The 26709-nt window shown below is 65.3% G+C and carries 18 protein-coding genes; 10 read left to right on the forward strand and 8 right to left on the reverse strand.

What is annotated here, in order from left to right; all coding sequences use genetic code 11:
- Positions 1-65 precede the first annotated feature (65 nt).
- Positions 66-1124 carry a LacI family DNA-binding transcriptional regulator gene (locus tag LH20_RS18425; protein WP_053555481.1) on the forward strand — a complete coding sequence of 353 codons (1059 nt, stop codon included), beginning with the start codon at positions 66-68 and terminating at the stop codon, positions 1122-1124.
- A gap of 21 nt (positions 1125-1145) precedes the next feature.
- Here the strand turns inward: LH20_RS18425 and LH20_RS18430 are convergent, their stop codons facing one another.
- Together LH20_RS18430 and LH20_RS18435 are read right to left on the reverse strand one after the other, a co-directional pair.
- Complete coding sequence (locus tag LH20_RS18430) at positions 1146-2741, reverse strand: family 43 glycosylhydrolase (RefSeq protein ID WP_053555482.1); 1596 nt, start codon at positions 2739-2741, stop codon at positions 1146-1148.
- 94 nt (positions 2742-2835) lie between these two features.
- On the reverse strand, positions 2836-5616 hold the full coding sequence (locus LH20_RS18435; protein ID WP_053556370.1) for a TonB-dependent receptor: 2781 nt from the start codon (positions 5614-5616) through the stop codon (positions 2836-2838).
- Between the two features lie 275 nt (positions 5617-5891).
- Here LH20_RS18435 and LH20_RS18440 point away from each other — a divergent pair, with 275 nt between their 5' ends.
- From LH20_RS18440 to LH20_RS18450, 3 genes are read left to right on the forward strand one after another with little or no spacing between them, the layout of a single operon-like run.
- Positions 5892-7271 carry a pectate lyase family protein gene (locus LH20_RS18440; protein WP_053555483.1) on the forward strand — a complete coding sequence of 460 codons (1380 nt, stop codon included), beginning with the start codon at positions 5892-5894 and terminating at the stop codon, positions 7269-7271.
- Positions 7268-7687 (forward strand): cupin domain-containing protein, encoded by a 420-nt coding sequence (locus LH20_RS18445; protein ID WP_053555484.1) that lies wholly within the window; start codon positions 7268-7270, stop codon positions 7685-7687. Before LH20_RS18440 ends, LH20_RS18445 begins: the two co-directional genes overlap by 4 nt.
- Complete coding sequence (locus LH20_RS18450) at positions 7684-8664, forward strand: alpha/beta hydrolase (RefSeq protein WP_053555485.1); 981 nt, start codon at positions 7684-7686, stop codon at positions 8662-8664. Before LH20_RS18445 ends, LH20_RS18450 begins: the two co-directional genes overlap by 4 nt.
- 45 nt (positions 8665-8709) lie before the next feature.
- Here LH20_RS18450 and LH20_RS18455 read toward each other — a convergent pair whose 3' ends face one another.
- The 4 genes from LH20_RS18455 to kduI form a co-directional block, all read right to left on the reverse strand.
- Positions 8710-10221: a carboxylesterase/lipase family protein gene (locus tag LH20_RS18455; protein ID WP_053555486.1), complete on the reverse strand. Its 1512-nt coding sequence runs from the start codon at positions 10219-10221 to the stop codon at positions 8710-8712.
- Positions 10208-11215: a sugar kinase gene (locus LH20_RS18460; protein WP_053555487.1), complete on the reverse strand. Its 1008-nt coding sequence runs from the start codon at positions 11213-11215 to the stop codon at positions 10208-10210. Before LH20_RS18460 ends, LH20_RS18455 begins: the two co-directional genes overlap by 14 nt.
- Positions 11216-11316: 101 nt before the next feature.
- A complete protein-coding gene (gene kduD, locus LH20_RS18465) occupies positions 11317-12072 on the reverse strand; it encodes a 2-dehydro-3-deoxy-D-gluconate 5-dehydrogenase KduD (RefSeq protein ID WP_053555488.1) in 756 nt (251 codons plus the stop codon).
- Positions 12072-12908, reverse strand: coding sequence for a 5-dehydro-4-deoxy-D-glucuronate isomerase (gene kduI, locus LH20_RS18470; protein ID WP_053555489.1), 837 nt, complete (start codon positions 12906-12908; stop codon positions 12072-12074). The genes kduD and kduI overlap by 1 nt, the downstream gene beginning before the upstream one ends.
- Positions 12909-13123: 215 nt before the next feature.
- On the opposite strand from kduI, the gene LH20_RS18475 reads away from it, so the two are divergent.
- The 6 genes from LH20_RS18475 to LH20_RS18500 all read left to right on the forward strand — a co-directional run bounded on the left by LH20_RS18475 (position 13124) and on the right by LH20_RS18500 (position 24519).
- The gene (locus tag LH20_RS18475; protein ID WP_053556371.1) at positions 13124-14302 is read left to right on the forward strand and encodes an efflux RND transporter periplasmic adaptor subunit; all 1179 of its coding nucleotides are present in this window, start codon (positions 13124-13126) and stop codon (positions 14300-14302) included.
- Between the two features lie 5 nt (positions 14303-14307).
- Positions 14308-17499, forward strand: coding sequence for an efflux RND transporter permease subunit (locus LH20_RS18480; RefSeq protein ID WP_053555490.1), 3192 nt, complete (start codon positions 14308-14310; stop codon positions 17497-17499).
- Positions 17496-18890 (forward strand): efflux transporter outer membrane subunit, encoded by a 1395-nt coding sequence (locus LH20_RS18485; protein ID WP_053555491.1) that lies wholly within the window; start codon positions 17496-17498, stop codon positions 18888-18890. The genes LH20_RS18480 and LH20_RS18485 overlap by 4 nt, the downstream gene beginning before the upstream one ends.
- A gap of 139 nt (positions 18891-19029) precedes the next feature.
- The gene (locus tag LH20_RS23610; RefSeq protein WP_053555492.1) at positions 19030-19812 is read left to right on the forward strand and encodes an ImuA family protein; all 783 of its coding nucleotides are present in this window, start codon (positions 19030-19032) and stop codon (positions 19810-19812) included.
- Positions 19712-21253 (forward strand): Y-family DNA polymerase, encoded by a 1542-nt coding sequence (locus LH20_RS18495; RefSeq protein WP_083455611.1) that lies wholly within the window; start codon positions 19712-19714, stop codon positions 21251-21253. The genes LH20_RS23610 and LH20_RS18495 overlap by 101 nt, the downstream gene beginning before the upstream one ends.
- Positions 21250-24519 (forward strand): error-prone DNA polymerase, encoded by a 3270-nt coding sequence (locus LH20_RS18500; protein WP_053555494.1) that lies wholly within the window; start codon positions 21250-21252, stop codon positions 24517-24519. The genes LH20_RS18495 and LH20_RS18500 overlap by 4 nt, the downstream gene beginning before the upstream one ends.
- Positions 24520-24641: 122 nt before the next feature.
- Here LH20_RS18500 and LH20_RS18505 read toward each other — a convergent pair whose 3' ends face one another.
- Both LH20_RS18505 and LH20_RS18510 read right to left on the reverse strand, forming a co-directional pair.
- Positions 24642-25484: a flagellin N-terminal helical domain-containing protein gene (locus LH20_RS18505; protein WP_053555495.1), complete on the reverse strand. Its 843-nt coding sequence runs from the start codon at positions 25482-25484 to the stop codon at positions 24642-24644.
- A 228-nt stretch (positions 25485-25712) separates the two neighbouring features.
- Positions 25713-26585, reverse strand: coding sequence for a flagellin N-terminal helical domain-containing protein (locus tag LH20_RS18510; RefSeq protein WP_053555496.1), 873 nt, complete (start codon positions 26583-26585; stop codon positions 25713-25715).
- Positions 26586-26709: the final 124 nt, after the last annotated feature.

A 26709-nucleotide genomic window follows, 5' to 3' on the forward strand; every position in this document is an offset into this window, starting at 1 on the left:
TAGGATTTCGACCGGGCAGGTACTTTCAGGGGGTTTGGCGGCTCGGCGAAGAGAAAGCGGACGATATGGCGGCGCGCACGGGCGGACAGGGCGGCAAACAACCAACCATCAATGATGTGGCGGCGCTCGCGGGGGTTTCCAAAAAGACCGTCAGCCGCGTCATCAACCGCTCCGAATTCATCAGTGAAAAGACGCGGATCGCGGTTCAGAAAGCGATCGAGACGCTGGGCTTCGTTCCCAATCCGCAGGCGCGCGCGCTCGCCTTTCGACGCAATTTCCTGATCGCGCTGCTGCACGACAATCCCAACGCGCAGACCGTGCTGAACTTCCAGCAGGGTGTGCTCGATGCGATCAAGGACAGCGACCTCGCGCTGCTCGTGCGGCCGGTTGATCGCGGGTCCGACAAGATGCTCGACGATGTGCGCACCTTCCTTGAAAAGCAGCGGCCGATCGGCGCGATGCTGCTGCCGCCGATTTCGGAGAACGATGAGCTTGCGAGGCTCTGCGAGGATCTTGGCGTACGCTATGTTCGCGTCGGGTCGGCGCTGCTCGACGATGCGAAGCATTGCGTGTCGTCGAATGACCGGGAAGTGGTCGGCGAAGCGGTGCGACGCCTCATCGCTCTCGGCCATCGGCGAATCGGATTCGTGCGCGGTCCGGCGGGCTTCCGCTCTGCCGCCGAGCGCGAAAAGGGGTTTCGCGAGGCGCTGGCCGACGCGGGGCTGAGCCTTGCCGACGAGCATTATGCGCCGGGCAATTACCGCTACACCGCCGGGATCGAGGCGGGCGAAAAACTGCTCTCGCTCGCCGAGCCGCCGACCGCCATCTTCTGTTCGAACGACGAAATGGCAGCGGGGGTGATGAGCGTCGCGCACGGCAAGGGCATTGCGGTGCCCGGCGAGCTGTCGATCATCGGCTTCGATGATTCACCGACGGCGACGCATATCTGGCCGACGCTGAGCACCGTACGCTGGCCGATCCGCGACATGGGGGTGCGCGCCGCGCGCACGCTGGTTGCCGATTTTCTGGGTCCGAATGCACGCATCCCCGAAGGCGAAAGCCCGGTTCTCGCCTCGACCTTCGTCGAGCGCCAGTCGGTAGCGCCGCCCGCCGGAAAAGCCTAGCGGGCGCCGCGCAGCACCCCGTCAGCCGAGCGCGCGGAAGGTGAAGTTTGAAAAGTGCGCCTCGCCCTCGCCCGCCGAATAGAGGCCGGGCCGGAGCATCAGGAAGCCGCCGCGGACATTGTGGTGGTAGCCTGACACCTCCATGCCGCGGTCGAAGCGTAGCCAGGTTTTTCCGCCATCGCCGCTGGTGTCGTAGGTCACGATATGGCGGTCGTTGGTGACGCGCATCCGCATCCGCCGCCCGTGCGGATTGGCGGGGCGGCCGCGTTCGATGCCATATTGATGGGTGACGAAGCGCTCGGCATCGAAGCCGAGCCCGCAATAGAGACGATCATCGTAGAAGAGGATCAGTCCCGCGGTACCGCCCGCCGCAATCTCGATGTCGCATTCGAAGCGGTAAGCCTGGTCGCCCGCGATCAGGAGCAGCGGCGATGAATCGACCGGCGCAGAACCGCGCCCCTTGAGGATGAGGGCGCCGCTCTCGACCCGGGCACGGCTACGCTCGTCGGGGGCGGGGCGGAAGAAATTCCACTTGGCACCGAGATCGAGCGAGGCGAAATCGTCGGAAAGAGCCATGCCGTGCGGCCCCCGGGCGCCGCCTGCAGGCTTGGCGAGCGGCCGCGACAGGTCGCCGCCGGTCATTCGGAACCAGCCGTCGGCCGTCCATTCGACCGGATCGAGCAGGGTCTGCCGGCCAAGTGTCCAGAAGCCCGCCTCATAGCCATGATAGACGCTCCACCAGTCGCCCGCCGGGCCTTCGACGAGCGTCGCATGGCCGCGCGACCACCATGTCTCGCCGGGCGACTGCGTACGGACGATCGGATTGTGAGGACAGTTCTCCCACGGCCCGTGAATCGAACGCGAGCGCGCCGCGATCACCATATGTCCCGTAGGCGGCCCCGCGGTCCCGCCCACTGCGGTGATCATGTAGAACCAGTCTCCGTGCCGCAGGATTTTCGGCCCTTCGGGCGAGAATCCCTCGACCACCCAGTCGGCGGGATAATGCCAGGGGTCATAGACATGCTCGGGCTCGCCCATGCGGCGAAGCCCATCGTCCGACAGGCGCACCCGGTCGCCGCCCGACAGAAAGAGCCAGCGCGACCCGTCCTCGCCGACCGCATGGCCGGGGTCGATGTGGTTCGGCAGATCAAGGTCGACGGGCTCGCTCCACGGCCCCTCGATGCGCTCGGACCAGATGACCCAGCTTGTGTTCGGATCCTTGGTCGGGATGTAGAGATAATAGCGCCCGCCGTGCTTGCAGAGTTCGGGTGCCCAGACCGATCCGATATTGCGAGTGAGCGCGGGTCCGAGCGGACGCCAGTTCACGAGGTCGCGCGAATGCCAGATGACGAGCCCCGGATAGGAATCGAAGGTCGAGAAGGTCATGTAATAATCGCGCCCGTCCTTCAGAATCGAAGGGTCGGGATGATCGCCGGTCATGACCGGATTGAGAAAACGCCCATCGCCAAGATCGGCCTTGCGCTGGCCGTCGAGCCCGCGCGCCCATCGCGCCGGCGCGGTCGGAGGACAGGATGACGGGTGCACCTTTTCTGCCGCATGCCCGGCCCCGGGCACGAACGGCGAGCCGAGGAGACCCGCTCCCGCCAGCTTGATCATGTCGCGGCGACCCGTCACATTTCCTCCGAGAAAAAAGGGCCCGGCCCTGCACATGACAAGACCGGGCCTCGAGGGGGGATAATCTTCGAAATAATCAGATCTTGAACCGCGCCCCGAACAGGAAAGTGCGGCCATAGTGATTATTCTCGTAATTGCGGTTCGCGAAGATGTCGTTGAAGCGATAGCGATAATCGTCGGTCAAATTGGTGCCCTCGATCGACAGTTCGATCTGCTCGGTCAGCGCGTAGCGGATCGAAGCGTCGAGGTTGAACGAGCTGCCATAGCCTTCGAAGATATTGTTGTTGCCGCTCGTGCTGTCGTTGTAGCCCGAACGCCACGCGGCCGAGGTGCGCACCGAAAGCTTGCCATCATCATAATAGACGGTCGCGTTCCACGCCCGCTTGGCAAGGCCAAGCAGAGGCTGAGTGTAGGTGCCGTTGGGCTGGGCCTCCAGCCTGTTCGTGACGGGATTATAAGCCAGCGGCCCCGAGATGCTGTAGTCGACATCGCTCTTCACGAAGGTCGCGTTCCCGAGCACGCCGAAGTGACGAAGCGAGTCCGAAAAGACCGAGAAGGGCAGCTGCAGCGAGAATTCGACGCCCTTCAGGTTCGCGCCCGGGCCGTTGCCGGTAGTGCGAAACTCGAACTGGCGGTTTGGATCGCTTCCGCCGACCACCGCGTCATAGGCGGGGGTGCCCGGCGTGAGGAGCGAGAGCGGCAGTCCGCTCGAGGCATAGGTGCCCTGCAGCGAGGTCGAAATCGGGAAGCTTTCGATATCCTTGGCGAACAGAGCGACCGAGGCGATCGCCCCCGGCGCGAAATACCATTCGGCCGCAAGGTCGAACGTCGTGGCGCGATAGGGGTCGAGGAAGGGATTGCCCGAGGTGATGCGAAAGTTGAACTGATCGACCGAGCCTCCCGGAGTCAAGCTGCCGAGCGTCGGCCGCGTGATGACCTTTGCAATCGCGCCGCGCAGGATGATGTTGTCGGTCGGGTGGAGGTTGAGGTTGAACGACGGCAGCCAGTCGTCATAGGTCCGATCGACCGTGACGAAGGTGCCGCTGGTGAAGCCGGACGAGCTCTGCTCGGTCTTTGCATAGCGTACCCCGGCGTTGCCGGTGAGCCGCATACCGAGAAGCTCGGTCTCGAACTCGGCCATGAACCAGCCGCCATAGGTTTTCTCGGTGACCGCGCGCTGCTCGCCCTCCTGAAGCACCGCGGGGCGGCCATAGAGGTCGATGAGTTCCGTCCCGGCGGCGAGGTCGGGGACGATCCAGGCGTTGGTGTTGCCCGAAGGCTGACCCGCTTTGCCGAGTTCGAATAGCTCGGCAATGTCGGGCGTGACGGGAAGCCCGCCGGTTCCTGGCGCGCAGGTAAAGGCCGCGCAATAGGTGCTGTCGCGGCGATAACCGACCGTGTCGAAGTCGAACTGACGATAAAAACCGCCGCCGAGCATCTTGAAACGATCCGCAACGTCCCACTCGAAATCGGCGGCGAAGGTCTTGAACTTGTTGGTGAGGAAGGATGGGCGATCGCGGAATTCGGCGAGCTCGAACGCGGCGGGATCGTCGATCCCCGCCCCAAAGCTCAGCAGCGGGAACTTGTTGTTCGTATAATCATAATGATAGCCGGTTGCGTCGGTGTCGTCGAACGCGAGCGTCGTCTCGATCGGAATGTCAGCCTTCGACTTCGAAAAGCCGCCGAGCAAATTGAGCTTGAACGTGTCGGTCAGCCGCTGCTCAAGTCGCGCCGAGAGCTGATAGAATTTGGTCTCGCTCTCGCGCGAATAGCGTTCGGTACGGACATAGACATTGTCGAGATCGGCCGAGACGAGATTGTTGTTCGCATCGATCACATAATTGGAGACATCGATGCCGCGCTCGTTGCTGCGCAGCAGCACCTCTCCCCAATATTCGTCCCGCGTTTCCTTGAAGGTCGAATAGAGGCCGTCGACCGAGATTTTGGTGTTCTCGCTCGGTTCGAACTGAATCGATGCCGTTGCACCGAGGCGCTCGCGGTCGTGGCTGACGAGGCCGTAGCGCGGAATGCGCGGATGGAAGGCCTCGGCGACCTCGACGCACGCGTCGGAGGGATTGGCGACAAAGTTCGACCCCGTCATACAGGTGACGCCATCGACACTGCGGAAGGGCGATTGCGCCCAGCGGACGCTGTTGTTGCCAAGTTCGAGCGTCGTATAGTCCGACCAGGCGATCGAGGCCGAGATGCCAAAGGTCCTGTCGGCGTTGGTCCAGCCGATCAGCCCAGCGAGACGCGGGTCGACATCCTTCGACAGATCATTGTAGCGTGCCTGCGCCGAAGCAACGAGGGTTAGTCCCTCCTTGCCGCCAAGCGGATTGCCGGTGTTGAGATCGACGACGGCACCGAGCGATCCTTCGTCGAGCGAGGCCGAGGCGGTCTTGTGGACCACGAGCGAGGTGAAGAGTTCCGAGGCGAAGACGTTGAAGTCGAAGGCGCGGTCGCGGTTCGCTGACGCGCCGTCAGTCGACGTCGCGATCGTCTCCATGCCGTTCAGGCGAACACGCGTGAACTGCGCGCCGAGACCGCGCACCGTAATCGCACGGCCTTCGCCAGCATCGCGCTGGATCGAGATGCCCGGGATGCGCTGGAGCGATTCGGCAAGATTCTGGTCGGGGAATTTCGCAATGTCCTCAGCGACGATCACATCGACTGCCCCGGTCGAATTGCGCTTCTGGTCGAGCGCCTTGTCGAGCGATGCCCGGAAACCCGTGACGACGATTTCGTCTGCGGGCACGGCGTCCTGCGCGAAGGCGGGTGCAATTGCCAAGGCGGCGAGCGAAGCGCCGCAGGCCAGTCGGGTCAGGGTGCGCACGCCCCGCATTGCGTTCACTGTCATCGTCATTCCTCCCAATCGCAGTGCACTCCCTCGCTTGGCAAGGCAATGACACCGGTTACTTTGCTGGACGATACCCATCGGCCCGATGGCCGTCCGTAACTGCTCAGAGAGTTCGCGAAATCGCGCCGCCCGCACGGATGCGGCCGGCCCGGGGCGCCCTCTCCCCTTCTCTTTCATTTTTATCGCCGGTTTAGGTAACCGGTGTCAAAAATGATTGAAGGATATCGCGGCCTATGTCAAGACCCCTTCGCGATGCGTGATGAGGGAGAGACTCGATGCTGAAAAAGCTGTTGTTCGCCGCGCTCATGATAGCGCCGATCTTGTCCGCCAGTCCCGCCCCTGCGGCCGATCCGGCGGGAGGGGCCTTCCCCGGCGCGGTCGGACCAGCAGCGGCAACACCCGGCGGACGCGGCGGCAGAATCATTCGCGTCACAACGCTCGCGCCCGACGGGCCCGGCTCGTTCAAGGCGGCTCTCGAGGCGAAGGGCCCGCGCATCGTCGTCTTCGAAGTCGGCGGCGTGATCGACATGGGGCGCAACACGCTGACGATCACCGAGCCTTATCTGACCATCGCCGGCCAGACTGCCCCGGGGCCCGGCATCACGCTGATCCGCACCGGCATAGATGTGAAGACCCACGATGTGATCATACGCCATTTGCGTGTCTACACGGGCGTCGACGCCCAGCCCAAGCGAAGCGGGTGGGAGGCTGACGCCCTATCGACGGTCGGCGCGTACAATGTTGTGGTCGATCACTGCACCTTCCTGTGGGCAATCGACGAGAACATGTCCGCCTCGGGTCCGCGCTTCGAGGGCACCACGCTCGCCGAATGGCGTAAGAATACGAGCCACAACATCACCTTCTCGAACAATCTCGCCGCCGAGGGTCTCGCTAACGCGAGCCACCCCAAGGGGGAGCACAGCAAGGGCTCGCTAGTCCACGACAACACCACCGGCATCGTCTTCTATCGCAATATCTGGGCGCATAATGTGGAGCGCGCGCCGCTGGTGAAGGGCGGGGCGCAGGTGCTCATGATCAACAATCTGATCTACAATCCGGGGCACCGCGCCGTGCATTATAATCTGATGAACCTCGAATGGGTGGGTCACGATTATGTGACAGGAGAGATTAGCGCGATCGGGAACGTCATGCGCGGCGGCAACGATACCGACGAGGGATTGCCCTTCCTGATGCTCGGCGGAGATGGCGACCTGCAATTCTACGGCGAGGACAATATTGCGGTCGACCGCCACGGCAACCCGCTTCCCGAATTCGGCCGTTATGGCGAAACGCGCGCCGAGCTCGTTCGCGCCAAGGCCCCACTCGCACCGGTCGCGGGCTACGACATATTGCCGGCACGGGGCGTCGAAACCTCGTTGCTCGCGGCCGCAGGCGCGCGGCCCTGGGCGCGCGACGCCGAGGAGATCCGCATCCTCTTCTTTATCGCCGAAGGACGCGGCGACATCATCGACGACGAGAAGGAGGTCAGTGCCTATCCGAAGGTCCAGCCCCCTGTGCGCGCCCCCTTCCTCGAGGCCGAGTGGGATCTGGCGACGATGGAACCGAAATCGGGCCGCTACCCCGGGCAGACAGCGCCAATGCCGCAGGAACATCTGTCGGCGCGCGATCTCGACTCGCGCGGGGGCGTGAAATGAGCGCGCTGCTCGCCCTGTTGCTCACAGGCGGCGGCGCAGCGCCGGCGCCTGCTCCTGCAATGGTCGTAATCGACGAGGCTGCGACGGTGCGCGAGGAAGCACCGCCGCATGGCGCGATGGGGATGTCGACCGCATGGCGGATCAGCGACGCCGTCCCGGCCCCGCGCAGCTTCGAATTCAGGAAGCGCGCGCTGCACGTCGGCGCGGCGATCGGCGTGCACCTCATTGCCCACGACGAGATCTATTATGTCGTCTCGGGCACGGGAATCGTCCATTCGGATGGCGAGGAGAAGGCGCTGAGGCCCGGCATGGCTGCATGGCTCTCCAAGGGCGCGAAGGTCGGCATCCGGCAGACGGGAAGCGAACCGCTGGTGGTGATCGTCGCCTATCCGAACCCGCCGGAAGCCGGACAATGACGCTCGGTCGCCGGAGCCTGCTCGCTGCGGGGCTTGCGCTCCCCGTCGCATCGGTGGCTGCCGCGGGTACGAAGGAGGTCTGGACGCGGCCCGCTGGCCTCGCGCCCGATGCCAGTATCGCCCTCTGGCCCGGCCGCCATCTCGCTTGGCCCACGCGACTTACCGAGCGCGTCGTGCAGCGCAGCGAGGAGACACAGGCAAGCGACCGGATGATCGAGCATGTCGTCCGGCCCAGGCTCGACATCTTCCGTCCGGCAAAGCCCAACGGCGCGGGGGTGATCCTCGCCCCCGGGGGCGGCTATCGCTATGTCGTGATCGACAAGGAGGGCTATGAGCTTGCGCGCTGGCTCGCGGCGCGAGGCGTCACCGCCTACGTGCTCTTCTATCGTCTTCCAGGCGACGGCTGGGAAAATGGCGCCGACGTCCCGCTCGCCGACGCGCAGCGCGCGATGCGGCTGGTGCGCAGCCGCGCAGGCGCGGACGGGATCGATCCCGCACGCGTTGCTTTCGGCGGCTTTTCGGCGGGCGGCCATGTCGCAACCAGCCTGCTCACACGCTTCGATACTCCCGTCTATGCAGCGATTGACGCCGCCGACGCGCTACCGGCACGTCCCGACCTGCTCGCCGGCATCTATCCCGTGGTATCGATGGACCCCGCGATCGCCCATCCGGGCAGCCGCGAGAAACTGCTCGGCGCGAGCCCCGATGCGGCGCGGGAGACGCTCTACTCGCCCGAGCGTAACGCGCGTCCCGACCAGCCGCCCCTGTGGCTGGTCCACGCCGAGGATGATCAAATCGTCAAGGTCGAGAACAGCCTGCGGCTGCGCGATGCGGCGCGCAAGGTCGGGGCTCCGTGCGAAACCCATATCTTCGAGCGGGGCGGGCATGGCTTCGGGCTGATGAAGGCGGCGGGACTGCCGGTGGCCACCTGGCCCGAGCTGCTGTGGAACTGGCTGGAAAGCCACCAGATTGTCTGACACTACGGCAGAATTCGCTGGGAAGCGAAGCAAGGCCAGACGCTGTCACGTCCCGGGCTGGACATAGGGTACCCGCGCGAAGAGCTCGCGTTCGAAGCGGCGCGGATCGCTTTCCAAACGGCTTTGCGCGTCGAAAATCATCGTCTGCCGCTTTGGTAGGTCATAGGCCGGCCAGCCCGGATCGCCGGTGCGCGCGAAGCGGACGAAAGCCTCCATCACGATATCGCTCATCGCCTGCTGCCCGGGCGTCGGGTGAGGGATGGTCCCAAAGCTGAGGCCGATATCGTCGGTGTGCTTGGCCGCTTCGAAATCAAGCTGGTAGACGAACGCGGGCGCCCCGGCCCGTGCGCGAGCCTCGGCCTCCTCGACCTGCCCGCGCCAGCTTCGCGCCGCGGTGACGATACGGTGGAAAAGTTCGAGCGGCGGCGCGTCCGGATAGCGAGCGCGAAACTGTTCCACCACCCATTCGGGGTGAATATCCACGCGCATCTCGGGCGCGATCCGCGCAGCGAGGTTTCCGAAATCCAGTCCCGCAAGGGGCTTGCTGTCCGGCGCATAGAAAGCGCGGGTTTCCATCACCGCATTGCCGAGCATCATCGGAATGCCGAGCGATTGGGGCGCGGCATCGGGCCAGAAAGGATGGCGCTTCAAATGCACCATATCGAGCACCGGTCCCATATAGACCCCGCCGCCGAGGATCGGGTCGGTCGCCGCGAGCGCCGCGACCAGCTGCTCGACCGGCGCTGTCACGGGGTCGACGTTCGGGCCCAGCTCGCCGAGAAAAGCCTTGGCGCGCCGTGTGGCGTTCAAGGGCCCCGAGGCGGTAACCTGCTGCCCGCTCATCGTGATCGCCTTGTGGAAAAGCCCTTTCGCCTCGGGCATCGCCATCAGCGTCGCGATCTTGGCGCCCCCGCCCGACTGGCCAAAGAGGGTGACATTGGCGGGGTCGCCGCCAAAGGCGGCGATGTTGCGCTGGATCCACTGCAACGCCACGATCAGGTCGAGCTGTCCCGCATTGCCGCTGTCGGGAAAACGCGAGTCGAGGCGCGCAAGATAGAGATAACCAAGCGCGTTGAGCCGGTGATTGACAGTGACCACCACCACCTCTCCCCGCGCCGCGAGACGGGCGCCGTCGTTGATGGGGTCGGTGACGCTCCCGGCCGAATAGGCGCCGCCGTGAAAATAGACCATGACGGGGCGCTTCGCGTCGGCGCGCATCGACGGCGTCCAGACGTTGAGGAACAGGCAATCCTCGGACTGCGGCTGGTAGCGGTTCCCGCGCTGGGGACAGGCGGGGCCAAAGCCGCCCCCGTGCTGCTCGGCGCGCAGGACTGGAACCGGCGCCCGAAAGCGTCCGGCGCGCGCGTAGCGGATGCCAGGATAGAAGCAAAGGCGGGCGCCCTTTTCGCCCGTACCGAGGCTTCGATAAGCCCCATCGGGTGCGCTGACGACGTCCGGTCCCGATCCTGCCCTCGCCGTTTGCGATGCGGCAGCTATCAGCAGGCCCGCCGCGCTGCCGAGCAGCGCGCGGCGGCTGACGCCTTCAGCGGCGGACATCGAGCCCCCCGCGGTGGAAGGCGTCGATGTCGGCCGGCCCGAAGCGGCTTGCATCGCCCGGGAGCGAGTGCTTGAGGCAGGTAAGCGCGAGGCCGGTTTCGGCCATCATCTTTGCATCGCCCCCGCTCAGGTGCGCGTGGAGCACCCCCGCGGCAAAGGCGTCGCCGGCGCCGATACGATCGACGATACCGGTGACGTCGACCTCGCCGGTCTGGTGCGCGCCGCTGCGCAGGTCGACACGCGCCGCGATGCGGTGGTGGTCGGCGGTGAGCGTGTGGCGCGCCGTCGAGGCGATGATCCGGAGTTCGGGAAAGGCGGCGAAGCCTGCCTCGGCCGCCTCGCGCCGCCGGTCCTCGCCGTTGCCGCTAAAGGACCGACCGAGCACCAGCGCGAGGTCGCGATGGTTGCCGAAGAGGATGTCGGCGATGCCGATGAGCTCGGACAGGATAGCGCGCGGGTCGCTGTCCCACGCGTCCCACAGCATCGCGCGGTAATTGCCATCGAAGCTGACAGGCACGCCGTGCCGCTTTGCCGCGCGCGCTGCCGCCAGCGCCGCCTCGGCCGACCGAGGGCCGAGCGCCGGGGTGATGCCCGAGAGGTGAAGCAGGCGCGCGCCGCCCAGCAGTTGATCGAAGTCATAATCCGCCGCGCTGCTCGCAGCGAAGCTCGACCCGGCGCGGTCGTAGACAATTTCCGATGCGCGCAGGCCCGCGCCGACGCTCAGGAAATAAAGCCCCATGCGCCCTGGATGAATGGTGACGGCGGTGCAATCGACATGCGCGCCGCGCACCGCCGCCACGGCACCGCGACCCAGCGCATTTGCAGGAATTTTGCTGATCATCGCGCAATCGTGGCCAAGATGCGCAAGCCCGATGGCGACATTCGCCTCGGCGCCGCCCACATGCAGCGCAAGCGATGGCGACTGCATGAGCAGTTCATTGCCAGGCGCGGTCAGGCGGATCAGCAGTTCGCCGAAGAAAACCAGCTTTGCCATATCCACTCCGCTCGCCCTTGGCTCATCGAAGGATCGTTCTTCCTGTCGGTGCCGCGAAGGGGAGTGGGCTTGGTCACGCACCATGGACGGCCCGTCGGCGCTTATCGGGCGAGCCAGCCGCCGTCGACGGCAAGGATATGACCCTGGACATAATCTGAGGCGGACGCTGCCAGGAAAACCGCAGCGCCGCCGATGTCGGCAGCGTCGCCCCAGCGCCCCGCGGGGATGCGCTCGAGGATCTGACGGTTGCGCGTCTCGTCGGCCTGCAATGCGGCCGTGTTGTTGGTCGCAATATAGCCTGGCGCGATCGCGTTGACCTGAATGCCCTTCGCTGCCCATTCGTTGGCGAGCAGCTTGGTGAGCCCGCCCACCCCCGATTTGGACGCCGTATAACTCGGCACGCGGATGCCGCCCTGGAAGGTCAGCATCGAGGCGATGTTGATGATCTTGCCGCTGCCGCGCGCGATCATGTGCCGGCCCACCGCCTGGCAAAGGAAGAAGACTGTCTTCAAATTGGTGTCCATCACCGCGTCCCAGTCGGCCTCGGTGAAGTCGACCGCATCGGCGCGGCGGATGATGCCGGCATTGTTGACGAGGATGTCGATGCGGCCGAATGCGCCGAGCACCGCGTCGACGAGCGGCTGCACCGCAGCGAGGCCCGAGAGGTCGGCCGCAAAATTGTCTGCCTTGCGGCCAAGCGCGCGAACCTTGTCGACCGTCTCGATTGCCGGCGTACGGCCCGCGGCCGCGATATCGGCCCCCGCCCCGGCGAGGGCGAGCGCGATCCCCTGCCCGATCCCCGTGTTCGCACCGGTGACCAGCGCGACCTTTCCCTCCAGGTTGAACATGCCGACCATCACTTCAGCTGACAGATGTCGAGAACATTCATGTCGGTATAGTCGAGATTCTCGCCGCCCATCGCCCAGATGAAGGCATATTTCTTCGTCCCTGAACCCATGTGGATCGACCAGGGTGGGCTGATGACCGCCTCTTCGTTCGCGATCACGATGTGCCGCATGCTCTCGGGCTCGCCCATATAATGGAAGATGCGGTCATTCTCTTCGGGAAGGTCGAAGTAGAGATAGATCTCGCTGCGCCGATCATGAAGGTGCGGCGGCATGGTGTTCCACACGCTGCCCTCTTCGAGCACGGTGAGGCCGAGCAGCAACTGCGCGCTTTCGCACACCCCCGGAATGACGAGCTGATAGATGGTCCGCTGGTTCGAGTTGGCAAGGTCGCCGCGCGCGAGCGGGTTGGCTTCATCGAGCGTGATATGCCGCAGCGGGCAGACCTTGTGCGCCGGAAGCGAGGCGAGATAGAAGCGCGCGCCCTCCCCCTCGAACGTCACCTCCTTCGACCCCATCGGGATGTAGAGACATTCCTTGTTGTTCATCTCGAAGCGCTGGCCATCGACGCTGATTGCGCCCCGGGTGCCGATATTGACCGCGGCCATCTCGCGCCGCTCGAGGAAAGGATGGCCCGCTGCCGACGCCGGCTCGCTCTGCACGGGAAGCGTCAAGGCCCCGCCCATGGGCACCGCTCCCCCGATGACGAAGCGCTCGTTGTGCGAATAGTTGAGGTTGATCCTCCCCTCCTCGAACATGCCCGTCACGAGATAGCGCGCGCGAAGCTGATCGTTCGACACATCCTCCATCATTTCGGGATGGGTGGCGTGATAGGTCTTGGCGAACATGATCGGCATCCTTGAGCTGAATAATAGGGCTGGCTTTCTGGCTAGCTCCAATGGTAACCGGTGTCAACGTCTGCGGCGGCCGGGCGGCAGGCCCCCCGGAAAATTGTCGTAATTTGTCGCAAATGGCCTAATCCGCTTGCCAGCGCAGGCTCGATGCGGTGAATAGGATGAAAGCCCCCGCCCTTCCCCCGCGGATCGACACGAGACAACCGATGATGCCTAAACAGAGGCCGCTGCTCCTGACCGGAGCCCTGTGCGCCGCGATATTGTCGCTGGGAGCCTGCGCGGACGGGGACGAGCAAGGCGGCCGCGATCGCGGCGCACCCGAGGTCGGCTACGTCATCGCCGCGACCTCCGCGGTTCCGGTTACCACCGAACTTGGCGGGCGCACGGTCGCCTTCGAGACGAGCGAAGTACGCCCCCAGGTGAGCGGACTGATCCGCCGGCGCCTGTTCACCGAGGGCGGGTCCGTGCGGGCGGGCCAGCCTCTCTTCCAGATCGACCCCAGTCTCTACCGTGCAGCGGTCGACCAGGCCGAAGCCAATCTGGCGAGCGCGCGGGCGAGTGCTGCGGCGGCTGAAGAGAAAGCGAAGCGTTTCGAGCCGCTCGCCAAGATGCAGGCCATCGCCGAGCAGGATTATACCGACGCGCTCGCCGCGGCGCGGGTCGCGCGCGCGAGCGTCGCCCAAAATGCCGCAGCGCTCGAAACCGCGCGGATCAATCTGCGCTATACGACGATCGCCGCTCCGATCAGCGGTCGCATCGGCCGCAGCCTTGCGACACCCGGCGCTCTGGTAAGCGCAAGCCAGACCCAGCCGCTCGCGGTGATCCAGCAGCTCGACCCTATCTATGTCGACATGCAGCAGTCGAGCGCCGAACTCACCGCACTTCGGCAGTCGCTCGCGAGCGGCGGCACGCAGCCGGGGAGCACGGCCGTACGCCTGAAACTCGAGGACGGCAGCGATTATGGATTCGCGGGCACCGTCCAATTCTCCGAAATGACGGTCAACGAAGCGACCGGGACGGTGACGCTGCGCGCGCGCTTTCCCAACCCGAAGGGACTGCTCCTGCCCGGCATGTTCGTGACAGCGCTGTTCAACCAGGCGATCGAGCCCAATGCGGTCCTTGTCCCGCAGCAGGCCGTCCAGCGCGATTTCGACGGCAGCGCGTTTGTTTATCTTGTGGGCAAGGACAACAAGGTCGTGCGGCGCAAGGTCGACACCAAGCGGACGGCGGGCACGAATTGGGTCATTTCGGCAGGGATCAAGGCCGGCGACCGGATTATCACCCAAGGCATCGGCAATCTCCGGTCGGGGATGCCCGTTCGACCGGTCCCGGCCTCCAGCGTGCAGCGGATCGGGGCCGCCGGCCGCGAGGCCGCCCAGGGTAAATAGCCCGCATGTCGCGCATTTTCATCGACCGCCCGATCTTCGCCTGGGTGCTGGCGATCATCGTGATGCTCGGCGGGCTGGGCGCGCTTTTCTCGCTGCCGATCGAACAATATCCCGATATCGCCCCGACGCAGGTCAATATTCGCGCGAGCTACCCCGGCGCATCGGCCGAAACGATCGAGAACAGTGTCACGCAGGTGCTTGAACAGCAGCTGACGGGAATCGACGGCCTTCTTTATTTCAGCTCGCAGTCGAGCTCGCGCGGGCAGGCGAGCATTACCGCGATCTTTGCCAAGGGAACCGATCCCGATATCGCCCAGGTCCAGGTCCAGAACCAGATCAGTTCGGCGCTCTCACGCCTGCCCGAGCAGGTCCAGAGCCGGGGGGTGAGGGTCACCAAGTCCAATTCGGACACGCTCTTGATGGTGGCGGTGTTCGACACCACCGACACGCGCTCGAACCAGGATGTATCGGACTATCTGACCTCGAACATTCAGGACCCGCTATCGCGCGTCGACGGCGTCGGCGACGTCAATGTCTTCGGTGCGCCGCACGCGATGCGTATCTGGCTCAATCCGCAGCGGCTGGCAGCCATGTCCCTGATGCCCGGCGATGTGGTCAACGCCATCAACGCCCAGAACAGCGAGGTCGCTGCCGGCGACGTCGGCGGGCTGCCCGCGCCCAAGGGCCAGATGCTCAACGCAACGGTGACCGCGCAGTCGAAGCTGCAAACCCCCGAGGAGTTCGAGAATATCGTTCTCAAGACACTGCCCGACGGGTCGACTGTGCGGATCAAGGATGTCGCGCGGGTCGAACTGGGTGCTGAGAACTACAGCGTCATCACCCGCGTCAACGGCCATCCCGGAGCCGGCATGGCGATCTCGCTATCGCCCGGGTCCGACGCGCTCAAGACCGCCGAACTCGTCAAGGCGCGGATGGAAGCGCTCGCGGCCGACATGCCCGAAGGGCTCGACTATGCCTATGCGAATGATTCGACCGACTTCATCAAGCTTTCGGTCAGCGAGGTGCAGAAGGCCTTGTTCGAGGCGATTCTGCTCGTCGTCATCGTCATGTTCATCTTTCTGCAGAGCTGGCGCGCGACACTGATCCCCGCCATCGCGGTGCCGGTCGTCCTGCTCGGCACCTTCGCCATCTTCTATATCGCGGGTTTCAGCATCAACACGCTGACGCTGTTCGGGCTTGTGCTCGCGATTGGCTTGCTGGTCGACGATGCGATCGTGGTGGTCGAGAATGTCGAGCGGTTGATGGAAGAACATCCTGACATGACCGCGCGCGAGGCAACGATCCGGTCGATGCAGGAACTGCAGATCGCACTGGTTGCCATTGGCCTGGTGCTGTCGGCAGTGTTCCTGCCGATGGCCTTTTTCGGCGGCTCCACCGGAGTCATCTATCGCCAATTCTCGATCACGATTGTCTCCGCGATGGGTCTGTCGGTACTGGTCGCGCTCGTACTGAGCCCCGCGCTCACGTCGACGCTGCTCAAGCCCAGGACGCAAGCTGTGCAAGGCGCGCGCCGACGCTTTCCGCGCTTTCAGGAGATGCTCGAGCGCGCGAAGCATGGCTTCAACACGCGCTTCGACCGGGCGAGCGACAGCTATGCGCAAAGCGTGGCCAAGGTCGTCGCGCGCAAATGGCTGTTCCTTGCGATCTATGCCCTCGCCCTTGCGCTGCTCGTGCTGCTCTTCCTGCGCCTGCCCGGAGGCTTCCTGCCCAACGAAGACCAAGGGCGCGTGGCCGTTCAATTCCGCCTGCCAGCCGGCGCGACGCAGGAACGTACGCTCGAAGTGCGCGATGCGGTCGAAAAATATCTGCTGACCCAGGAAAAGGCGAACACGCAAGCCCTGTTTCTGATCGCCGGCGGCGGAGGCGGCGGGGCGTCAGGACAAAACACCGGTCAAGGCTTCGTAAACCTGGTCGACTGGGACCACCGGCCGGGCCCCGAGAACACCGCCGACGCCATCGCGCAGCGCGCGCGCGCAGCGCTTTCGGGGCTGCGCGACGCACAGATTTTCGCGCTGGTGCCGGGCGCGGTGCGCGGTCTTGGCGACACGTCGGGCTTCACGATGGAATTTCAGAACCGCGGTGGGCTAAGCCGCGAGGAATTTGCTGCGGCGCGCGATAAGTTGCTTGCGATGGCGAACGCCAATCCCAGGCTTCAATCGGTACGGCTGAGCGACCTGCCCGACGTCGCAACGCTGAAGGTCGACATCGATACCCAGCGGCTGACCGCCTATGGGCTCAGCAACAATGACGTGAACAACACGCTGTCGACCGCATGGGGCGGGCGCTACGTCAACGACTTTATCGACAAGGGGCGGGTCAAGCGCGTTTATGTGCAGGGCGACGCCCCATATCGGGCGAGACCCGAGGATCTTGCCCAATGGTATGTGCGCTCGTCGGATGGCGGGATGTCCCCTTTTTCCGCCTTCTCGCGTATCGGCTGGTCGACGACGCCGAGCAGCACCTCGCGCTTTCAGGGCGTTCCCGCCTATGAAATCTCGGGCCAGCCGGCTCCGGGCACCAGTTCGGGCGAGGCGATGGATCTCATGGAGCAAATGGCCGCGCAGATTCCGGGCACGAGCGTCGCCTGGGCCGGTTCTTCCTATCAGGAACGTCTGTCCTCGGGGCAGGCTCCGCTCCTTTACGGATTGTCGCTGCTCGTCGTCTTCCTTTGCCTTGCCGCGCTTTATGAAAGCTGGTCGATCCCCGTCGCGGTGCTGCTCGTCATTCCGCTGGGGCTGGTCGGTGCCGTGCTTGCGGTCAGTCTGCGCGGGCTCGAAAACGACGTCTATCTGCAGATCGGCCTTTTGACCACGATGGGCCTCGCGGCGAAGAATGCAATCTTGATGATCGAATTCGCCGAGCAGCAGGAGCGACAAGGCAAGCGCGTGATCGAGGCGGCGATTGCCGCGGCCAAGATCCGCCTGCGCCCCATCCTGATGACGAGCTTCGCCTTCATCTTCGGCGTATTGCCACTCGCCCTCGCGACCGGCGCCGGCGCGAACAGCCGCGTCGCGATCGGTACCTCGGTAATCGGCGGAATGCTGACCGCGACGCTGCTCGCCATCTTCTTTATCCCGCTCTTTTTCGTCCTCGTGCGGCGCGGGGTGCGCGGCGGGATCGCGGCGCTTCGCGAGCATTTTGGCAGCAGCTCCGGCTCGCAAGAGATGCCGGCATGACGCGCACATCTCTCGCGCTGATCACCGCGCCGCTCCTCCTTGCGGGCTGCTCGCTCGCACCCAAGACGGTCCTTCCTGCGCCCCCGGTGCCGCAAAGCTGGCCGGTCGGGGACGCTTATCTGCTGCAGAGCGAGGCGGCGCTGCCCGTCCTCACCTATACGCAGGTTTTCACCGACCCCAGGCTGCAGGCGCTTATCGAGCAGTCGCTTGCGAACAACCGCGACCTGCGCGCCGCTTTTGCCAACGTCGCCGCGGCGCGCGCGCAGGTCCGGGTAATGCGGTCGGCGCAATTTCCTGCGGTCGGTGTCTCCGCTGGGGCAGGCTATTCGGATCGGGGCGATGGTGCGGGAAGCGCGGACTTTTCTCTGCAGGGCGGGGTTACCGGATTCGAGCTTGACCTCTTCGGACGCCTCGCAAGCGCAACCGAAGCCGAGCGGAACCGCGCGCTCGCGACCGAGGCGGCAGCGCGCACCGTGCGGGTCGCGCTGATGGCCGATCTCGCTTTTGCCTGGGCCCAATATGGCGCCGACAAGGACCTGCTCGCGATCGCCCGCGATACCGCAGCCAATGCACGCGAAAATGTTCGGCTTACCAGGGCGCGCCTCGATGGGGGCGTTGCGCCGCGCACCGACCTTCGCCAGGCCGAGCAAATTCTGGCCACCGCCGAGGACGCGATTGCCGCACAAACGAGCGCCCTTGCGCAGGACGAGAATCTCCTTCGTCTGCTCGTCGGCAGCGACGTCGATCGTGCGCTGCTGCCTGCAAGCCTCGCCGAAGCCACTGGGGCAATCGCGCCCTTGCCCGCGGGAGTAAGCTCCCTGGTCCTCTTGCGCCGCCCCGACGTGATCGAGGCGGAATTTCAACTCCGCGCCGCAAATGCCGACATCGGCGCTGCGCGGGCTCGGCTCTTTCCCACCATCTCGCTGACCGGGCTGCTCGGCTTTGCAAGCGACGCGCTCTCGAGCCTGTTCGACGGCGGCGCCTTCGCCTGGTCCGCGGGAGGCGATGTGAATGCGTCGATCTTCGATTTTGGCGGACGCCGGGCCGGAGTCGCGGCGAGCGAAGCGCAGCGCGACGCGGCGCTCGCGCGTTATGAAGGCACTATCCAGACCGCCTTCCGCGAAGTCGCCGACGCGCTCGCAGTGCAGGGAACGATTGCCGAACGGGTGCGCGCCGCGACGGCGAACAGCGCGGCAGCGGCCGACACCGCTACGCTGGCCGACGCGCGCTACAGGGGGGGTGTCGACAGCTTCCTCGCAAGCCTCGATGCTCAGCGCAGCCTCTACAACGCGCGTCGGAGCGAGATCGGTACCCAATTGCTCCTTGCGCAGACCCGCGTCGCGCTCTTCCGCGCTTTGGGGGGGGACAGCATGGCGGGCAGCGCGCGCTAAGCGACACCAGCAGCGAAGAATTTGCATCACCTGAACGCGATCCGGGCGGCGGGAAGAAGGAACCTCGCTGCTTGGCTCAATGCTGTGCCTTGACAAGCGCCCCATCTCGGACGCTAATAGAACATATAGAGAACGTGTCATGCACGAGTCGTCTTCCCCTCTCGCCGGGCTGCGTCGCCGCGTCGCCCGGATTGCGACGTCCGGCGGGTCGTTGGACGCGCGCGCAGACGGCTGGCTGGCGAGTGGAGACGCGGGGTTCGACGCCGCGCTGGGGGGCGGGCTCGCCGCCGGACGGGTGCACGAGATATTCGCCGACCCGCTGGACGCCGCCACCGCTGCCGCCTTCGTGATGCTGCTCGCGCTGCGCGGGGGAGACGGGCCGCTCCTGTGGCTGCGCACCTCCGACGCCACGCGGCAGGGTGGCTATCTTTACGCGCCCGGTATCGCAGAGCTTGGCGGCGATCCCGACCGGCTGCTGCTCGTCGAGACAACGGATGCGAAGGCGCTCCTCACTGCCGCAAACGACGCCCTGCGATGTCCAGGATCAGCCGCGGTCGTCGTCGAAAGCCGGGGGCGTCTGCCCGCTCTCGATCTGACCGCCGGGCGGCGGCTCGCGCTCGGCGCGCGGGACGCCGGGACCGTTCTGTTGCTGCTGCGCCTAGGGGCCGAACCGACACCGAGCGTCGCCGAGACGCGCTGGCGCATCGCCGCGGCGCCCTCGCATGAACTGGAGGCGAATGCACCCGGCGCGCCCGCCTTCGACCTTGAATTGCTGCGCTGGCGCGCCGGACCTGCGGGCGCGCGCTGGCGGCTGGAGTGGAATCGTGACGACCAAGCCTTCTGCGACGCGGCGCTATCTGGCGGCGTTCTTCCCTTGGCTTCCCGCCGAACGTTGGAACCGCGCGGCGCCGAGGCCGCCTGAAGCGCCGCTCGTCTTTACAGAAAGGCAGCGGGGTGCGCTGCGCCTTGCGAGCGTCGATACGCGCGCCGCGGCGCTCGGCCTCGCTCCTGGCATGGCGCTCGCCGACGCGCGGGCGCGGGTCCAATCGCTCCTCGTGATACCCCACGACCCGGCGCTTGATCACGACTGGCTCGACCGGCTCGCGCTGGGCTGCGCACGCTACACGCCGCTCGTCGCGCTCGATCCCCCCGACGGGCTGATTCTCGACATTGCAGGCAGCGCGCATCTGTTCGGCGGCGAGGCTGCGCTGGCGGCCGATGTCGAAGCGCGCCTCGAGCGTACGGGCATGACCGTGCGCACAGCGCTCGGCCCCACTGCCGATGCGGCGCGCGCACTTGCGCGCTACCCGGCCCCGCCCGCTCCGGACGAAGCGGCGGCGATCCGCCGCCTCCCGGTCGGCGCCCTCGAACTCGACCCCGACGCGACGCGCGCACTTGTTCGCGCGGGCCTCAAGACAATCGGCGACCTCGCGAACCGGCCCATGGCGAGCCTCGCCGCCCGCTTCGGCGCCGAGGCTGCGACGGCGCTGCGCCGCCTGCTCGGCGAGGCTCCGAGCCCTCTCGTCCCGCGGCTGACGCCGCCGCCCGTCGCGAGCGAGCGACGCTTTGCCGAACCCGTCGCAAGCACGCCGCACGCGCTTTGCGTGCTCGCCGAACTGGTGGACGAGGCGGTCGAAGCGCTCGCCGAACGCGGCATGGGCGGCCGCAGTTTTTGCGCGACCTTCTTTCGCAGCGATGGACTGGCGCGAGCGATCGCGGTCGAGACCGGCACACCAACGCGCGACGCTGCGCTGGTGATGCGCCTGTTCTCCGAACGCCTCGAAGCCTTGCGCGATCCGATCGACCCCGGCTTCGGCTTCGACATGATCCGCCACTCCGTACCGCGGATCGAGCCGCTCGGCGCAAGCCAGCTCCGGCTCGAAGGCGGCGCGGCGCGCGCGCGCGCGATGGACGAGTTCGCCGACCGGCTCGCAACGCGGCTCGGCCGCGGACGGGTGCGACGATACCGCCCCGCCGACTCGCATATTCCCGAGCAAGCGCAGCTCGAATTTCCCGCCATCGACGCGCCGCCGCCGGAAGCCTGGCCCGAGCCCTCCCCCGGCGAACCGCCGCTGCGTCCCTTCTGGCTCTTCGACCCCCCGCAGCCGATCGAAGTGATCGCCGAGGTGCCAGACGGCCCGCCACAGCGTTTTCGCTGGCGCCGCGCACTGCATGCGGTTCGCCGCTACGAAGGGCCCGAGCGCATTGCCGCGGAATGGTGGCGCCGCCGCGACAATGAGGGGCTGACGCGCGACTATTACCGAATTGAGGACGACCGCGGCCGCCGCTACTGGCTGTTCCGCCACGGACTCTATGAGGAAAAGCCGGATCCGCGCTGGTATATCCACGGGCTGTTTGCATGAGCAGCCTCTCCGCCCCGCCCGCTTTTGCCGAACTGGTCGCTGCCACCAACTACAGTTTCCTTCGCGGCGCCTCGCACCCGGCCGAAATGGTCGCCGAAGCGATAGCGCTCGGCATGAGCGGCATCGGCATCGCCGATCGCAACAGCGTGGCCGGAGTCGTGCGGGCGTGGGCCTTTGTGAAGGAGCTGCAGGTCAAAAATCCTGCGATGGTCGAGGGTTTCCGGCTTGTCGTCGGTGCGCGTCTCGCCTTTGCCGACGGCACCCCCGATATCGTCGCCTATCCCGTCAGCCGGCATGGCTGGGGACGGCTGACGCGGCTCTTGTCGACGGGCAATTTGCGCGCGCAAAAAGGCGATTGCATCCTCAACTTCGATGATCTGCTCGCCAGCTGCGACGACCTGCTGCTGATCGCGATGGACGGTGACGCAGCATTGCTCCGAACGCTAAAACTGGCGCGGCCGAAGTCGGTATGGCTCGCGGTATCCATGCCGCGCACCGGATGCGACGCGCGGCAGCTGGCCGAGCGCGAGCGCCTGTCGGCAGCGACCGGCGTCCCGCTCCTTGCGACCAACGATGCGCTTTATGCCACGGCGGCGCAGCGCCCGCTTCACGACATCATCACTTGCATCCGCGAGGGGGTGACGATCCAGAAGGCGGGCCGCCGACTGCGCGCCAATGGCGAACGCTATCTGAAAGCGCCGGAGGAGATGAAGCGATTGTTCAGCCGCCATCTCAAGGCGGCTGAAGAAAGCGCGAAGCTGCTCGCACGCATCCACTTCCGCCTTGACGATCTGCGCTACGAATATCCGCACGAACCGGTGCCCGCGGGCTGGAAACCCTTCAACTATCTCCATCATCTGGTGAAGACCGCGGCCGAGAAACGCTATGGGGTGCCGTTACCGCCCAAGGTCCGCAGGCTGATCGGGAACGAGCTGCGGTTGATCCGGCGCCGGCGCTATGTCTTTTATTTTCTGACGGTCTACGATCTCGTCCGTTTCGCGCGGACGCAAGATCCACCGATTCTCTGTCAGGGCCGCGGGTCCGCCGCCAACTCGATTGTCTGCTTTTTGCTCGGCGTCACCTCGGTCGATCCAATGCAGCACGAACTCCTCTTCTCGCGCTTCATCTCGGCCGAGCGCGACGAGCCGCCCGACATCGATATCGATTTTGAGCATGAGCGGCGCGAGGAGGTGATCCAGCATATCTACGAGCGATATGGCCGCGAGCGCGCCGGGATTGCCGCAACCGTCATCCACTACCGTCCGCGCAGCACCATCCGTGAGGTTGGCAAGGCGCTTGGCTTCAGCGAGGATGTGACCGCACGGCTCGCCGACACGAGCTGGGGAAGCTGGGGAAATCAGGTGCCGGTCGAGCGCTTCGTCGAGGCCGGACTCGACCCTGACAATGGCGAGATCGAGCGGCTGCACCGCTTCGTTGGCGAGTTGCTGAAGGCGCCGCGCCACCTGTCACAGCATGTCGGCGGCTTCGTGCTGACCGAAGGCCGCCTCGACGAACTTGTGCCGATCCACAATGCCGCGATGGAAGGCCGCACCTTTATCGAATGGGACAAGGACGACATCGACGCGCTCGGACTGATGAAGGTCGACGTGCTCGCGCTCGGCATGTTGACCTGCATCCGCAAATGCTTCGAGCTGATGCGCGATCATGGTCTCGGCCACAGGACGCTCGAACTCGACATCGATGCCAATGACCCAGCGGTTTACGACATGCTCTCGAAGGGGGACAGCATCGGCGTGTTCCAGGTCGAAAGCCGCGCGCAGATCAACATGTTGCCACGGCTGAAGCCGAGGGAATTCTACGATCTCGTCGTGCAGGTGGCGATCGTGCGCCCCGGCCCGATCGAAGGCGATATGGTTCACCCCTATCTGAAACGGCGGAACGGGGAAGAGGCGGTGCAATTCCCCTCCCCGGCGCCGCCGCACGATCCCAACGAGCTTTACGACGTTCTGAAGAAAACCTTCGGCGTCCCCCTATTCCAGGAACAGGCGATGAAGCTGGCAATGGTTGCGGCCGGTTTTACCGCCGAGGAGGCCAATGGATTGCGCCGCGCGATGGCGACGTTCCGCAACGTGGGGACGATCGAGAATTTCTGCGACAAGATGATCGGCGGCATGGTTCGCCGAGGCTATACGAAGGATTTCGCCGAACGCTGCTTCAAGCAGATCGAGGGCTTCGGAAGCTATGGCTTTCCCGAAAGCCATGCTCAGTCTTTCGCGCGGCTCGTCTATGTCTCCTCATGGATCAAGCATTATCACCCCGCCGTTTTCACATGCGGCCTGCTCAATTCACAGCCGATGGGCTTCTACGCCCCCGCGCAGCTCGTTCGCGATGCGCGCGAGCACGGAGTGGAGGTGCGCGGCGTCGATGTGAATGCGAGCGCGTGGGACAACAGCCTCGAGCGGCGCTCGGACGGCGCCCTCGCGCTGCGGCTGGGGTTCCGGCAGGTTGACGGGTTTCGCGAGGACTGGGCGAGGCAGATTGTCGATGCACGCACTCGCCGCTTTGCCAGTATCGAGGAGTTGGCCCGCCGCGCCGCGCTGCCGGGCCGCGCGCTGCGATTGCTTGCTGAAGCCGATGCCTGCCGATCGATGGGCGCCGAGCGGCGTCCCGCGCTATGGGAGGCGCGGCGGGTGCGGCAGGGGGTCTTGCCGCTCTTCGGCGCTGCAGGCGCGGACGAGCTTGGCGCGGAAGCCGATGCAAAGCTTCCTCCGACTTCGCTCGTCGATCATGTGCTGACCGATTACCAGACGACGCGGCTTTCGCTGAAGGGACATCCGATGGCCTTCTTGCGCCGCACCTTCGCGGCGGAAGGCGTGCTGAGCTGCCGCGAAGCCGCCGCCGCAAAGAACGGAACGACTGTCAGTACGGCAGGCGTCGTACTGATCCGCCAACGCCCTGGAAAGGGTAATGCGATCTTCATCACGCTCGAGGACGAAAGCGGGATCGTCAATGTTCTTTTGTGGGCGCGGCACTTCGAACGCTATCGGCGTGCCGTCATGGCGTCGCGGCTGATGCTGGTCGAAGGCGAGGTGCAGCGGAGCAAGGAAGGCGTCGTCCATCTGATGGCAGCGCGGATCGTGGACCGGACGGCCATGCTTGATACGTTGGGCAACCACGCCTGGTCGGATGCCGAGGCCTGGCGCACCGAAGAGGTCTCAGATACGCAGCCCGCTCGGAACTATGCGGCGAAGCACGGTCACCCGCGCAACGTCCGCATCCTGCCGAGGTCGCGGGATTTTCATTGAAACCATTTTCTGTTGCCGCCGCAGTCGCACCGGCTCAAGAAAAATGCCCCGGCCGTGGGAGCCGGGGCATCTTTTTGGGGCTATCAAAGGGACCAGCCAGATATAGCCCGATGATATGCGCCTTAGCGGAGCAGGTTCATCACGCCCTGCTGGCTCTGGTTCGCCTGCGCGAGCATCGCCGTCGAGGCTTGGGCAAGGATGCTGGCGGCAGCGAGGTTGGTCGATTCGGCCGAGAAGTCGGCGTCCTCGATGCGCGACTTGGCGTCGGCGAGGTTGGTGACGGTCGACGTCAGATTGTCGACGGTCGCCTCCAGACGGTTCTGCTGCGCACCCAGGTTCGCGCGTTCGTTTGCAACCGTCTGAATGGCCGTGTCGAGCGTTGCGAGCGCCGCCGAGGCCGACGACGCAGTCGACAGGTCGATCGGGTCGGTGCCATCATGGACGCCGAGGGCCTCTGCGGTCAGCGCCTTGATCGAGATGTCGACCGTCTCGCCGTCGTTGAGGCCGGTCTGGATCGAGATTGTCACCGGATCGGCCGGGTCCGTATCGCCTTTCAGAAGGTCGGTGCCGTTGAAGGTCGTACGGCTGGCGATGTCGTCGATCTGCGACACCAGCGCGGTGACTTCGGTCTGGATCGCAGCGCGGTCGTCGTCACCGAGCGTACCGTTCGCCGCCTGCACCGCCAGTTCGCGCATGCGAACGAGGATGTTCGAGATGTTGCCCATCGCGCCTTCGGCGGTCTGCGCGAGCGAAATGCCGTCGTTCGCGTTGCGAACGGCCTGGTTGAGGCCGCGGACATTGGCATCCATGCGGGTCGCGATGGCGAGGCCGGCGGCATCGTCCTTCGCGCTGTTGATCCGCTTGCCGCTCGACAGGCGCTCCATCGCCTGCGACTGCATGCGGTTCGCAACGCGCGAATTATTCTGGGCGCGCAGCGCGCTCACATTCGTGTTGATGACAGTCATGGTCTTCCTTTCCAGCCCCCCAAAGGGCCATTCCCGTAGTGTGAGGGCTCACTGAGCTTCACGAAGATAATGACGGCGGGCAGGGACAAAGCTTAAGCGCGAGCGTCAAAAAAATGGCGATGCGTAACAAACGGCCATCTCCCAATGGAAGATGCCCCGGCCGTGGGGCCGGGGCATCCTGTCGGGCTGTCAAAGGGACCAACCAGATACAGCCCGATAATATGCGCCTTAGCGGAGCAGGTTCATCACGCCCTGCTGGCTCTGGTTCGCCTGCGCGAGCATCGCCGTCGACGCTTGGGCAAGGATGCTGGCGGCAGCGAGGTTGGTCGATTCGGCCGAGAAGTCGGCGTCCTCGATGCGCGACTTGGCGTCGGCGAGGTTGGTGACGGTCGACGTCAGATTGTCGACGGTCGCCTCCAGGCGGTTCTGCTGCGCACCCAGGTTCGCGCGCTGCGTCGCAACGGTCTGGATCGCGCCGTCGAGAATGGCAAGCGCCGCCGAAGCATCGGCCGCAGTCGCGAGGCTGATGTCGGACACCGCCGAACCGGCGACAAGAGTCGGCGCCGTGTCGGGATCGCTGTCGGCGTCCTCCACCGCACCAATGGCACTGGCCTGAAGGTCGGCGATCGCGATCGTCACCTTCTCACCGCTGTTGATGCCGGTCTGGATGTCGATCGACGCCCCGCCGGCCAGCAGGTCGGTACCATTGAACGTGGTGCGGGTCGCAATATCGCCGATCTGCGACACCAGCGCGGTGACTTCGGTCTGGATCGCAGCGCGGTCGTCGTCACCGAGCGTACCGTTCGCCGCCTGCACCGCCAGTTCGCGCATGCGAACGAGGATGTTCGAGATGTTGCCCATCGCGCCTTCGGCGGTCTGCGCGAGCGAAATGCCGTCGTTCGCGTTGCGAACGGCCTGGTTGAGGCCGCGGACATTGGCATCCATGCGGGTCGCGATGGCGAGGCCGGCGGCATCGTCCTTCGCGCTGTTGATCCGCTTGCCGCTCGACAGGCGCTCCATCGCCTGCGACTGCATGCGGTTCGCAACGCGCGAATTATTCTGGGCGCGCAGCGCGCTCACATTCGTGTTGATGACAGTCATGGTCTTCCTTTCCAGCCCCCCAAAGGGCCATTCCCGTAGTGTGAGGGCTCACTGAGCGTTCACGAGAGCCTGTAACGGCGCGGCGCGCGGACGTTTAAGCCCGGTGTGTCAAAAAATTGCCGAG

It is taken from the genome of Sphingopyxis sp. 113P3 (assembly GCF_001278035.1).
GTDB lineage: Bacteria > Pseudomonadota > Alphaproteobacteria > Sphingomonadales > Sphingomonadaceae > Sphingopyxis.

Excerpts from the sequence above, each read along its gene's own strand:
- LH20_RS18425 (WP_053555481.1), top strand. The coding sequence starts at position 66 with ATGGCGGCGCGCACGGGCGGACAGGGCGGCAAACAACCAACCATCAAT.
- LH20_RS18430 (WP_053555482.1), bottom strand. The coding sequence starts at position 2,741 with ATGATCAAGCTGGCGGGAGCGGGTCTCCTCGGCTCGCCGTTCGTGCCC.
- LH20_RS18435 (WP_053556370.1), bottom strand. The coding sequence starts at position 5,616 with ATGACAGTGAACGCAATGCGGGGCGTGCGCACCCTGACCCGACTGGCC.
- LH20_RS18440 (WP_053555483.1), top strand. The coding sequence starts at position 5,892 with ATGCTGAAAAAGCTGTTGTTCGCCGCGCTCATGATAGCGCCGATCTTG.
- LH20_RS18445 (WP_053555484.1), top strand. The coding sequence starts at position 7,268 with ATGAGCGCGCTGCTCGCCCTGTTGCTCACAGGCGGCGGCGCAGCGCCG.
- LH20_RS18450 (WP_053555485.1), top strand. The coding sequence starts at position 7,684 with ATGACGCTCGGTCGCCGGAGCCTGCTCGCTGCGGGGCTTGCGCTCCCC.
- LH20_RS18455 (WP_053555486.1), bottom strand. The coding sequence starts at position 10,221 with ATGTCCGCCGCTGAAGGCGTCAGCCGCCGCGCGCTGCTCGGCAGCGCG.
- LH20_RS18460 (WP_053555487.1), bottom strand. The coding sequence starts at position 11,215 with ATGGCAAAGCTGGTTTTCTTCGGCGAACTGCTGATCCGCCTGACCGCG.
- kduD (WP_053555488.1), bottom strand. The coding sequence starts at position 12,072 with ATGGTCGGCATGTTCAACCTGGAGGGAAAGGTCGCGCTGGTCACCGGT.
- kduI (WP_053555489.1), bottom strand. The coding sequence starts at position 12,908 with ATGTTCGCCAAGACCTATCACGCCACCCATCCCGAAATGATGGAGGAT.
- LH20_RS18475 (WP_053556371.1), top strand. The coding sequence starts at position 13,124 with ATGCCTAAACAGAGGCCGCTGCTCCTGACCGGAGCCCTGTGCGCCGCG.
- LH20_RS18480 (WP_053555490.1), top strand. The coding sequence starts at position 14,308 with ATGTCGCGCATTTTCATCGACCGCCCGATCTTCGCCTGGGTGCTGGCG.
- LH20_RS18485 (WP_053555491.1), top strand. The coding sequence starts at position 17,496 with ATGACGCGCACATCTCTCGCGCTGATCACCGCGCCGCTCCTCCTTGCG.
- LH20_RS23610 (WP_053555492.1), top strand. The coding sequence starts at position 19,030 with ATGCACGAGTCGTCTTCCCCTCTCGCCGGGCTGCGTCGCCGCGTCGCC.
- LH20_RS18500 (WP_053555494.1), top strand. The coding sequence starts at position 21,250 with ATGAGCAGCCTCTCCGCCCCGCCCGCTTTTGCCGAACTGGTCGCTGCC.
- LH20_RS18505 (WP_053555495.1), bottom strand. The coding sequence starts at position 25,484 with ATGACTGTCATCAACACGAATGTGAGCGCGCTGCGCGCCCAGAATAAT.
- LH20_RS18510 (WP_053555496.1), bottom strand. The coding sequence starts at position 26,585 with ATGACTGTCATCAACACGAATGTGAGCGCGCTGCGCGCCCAGAATAAT.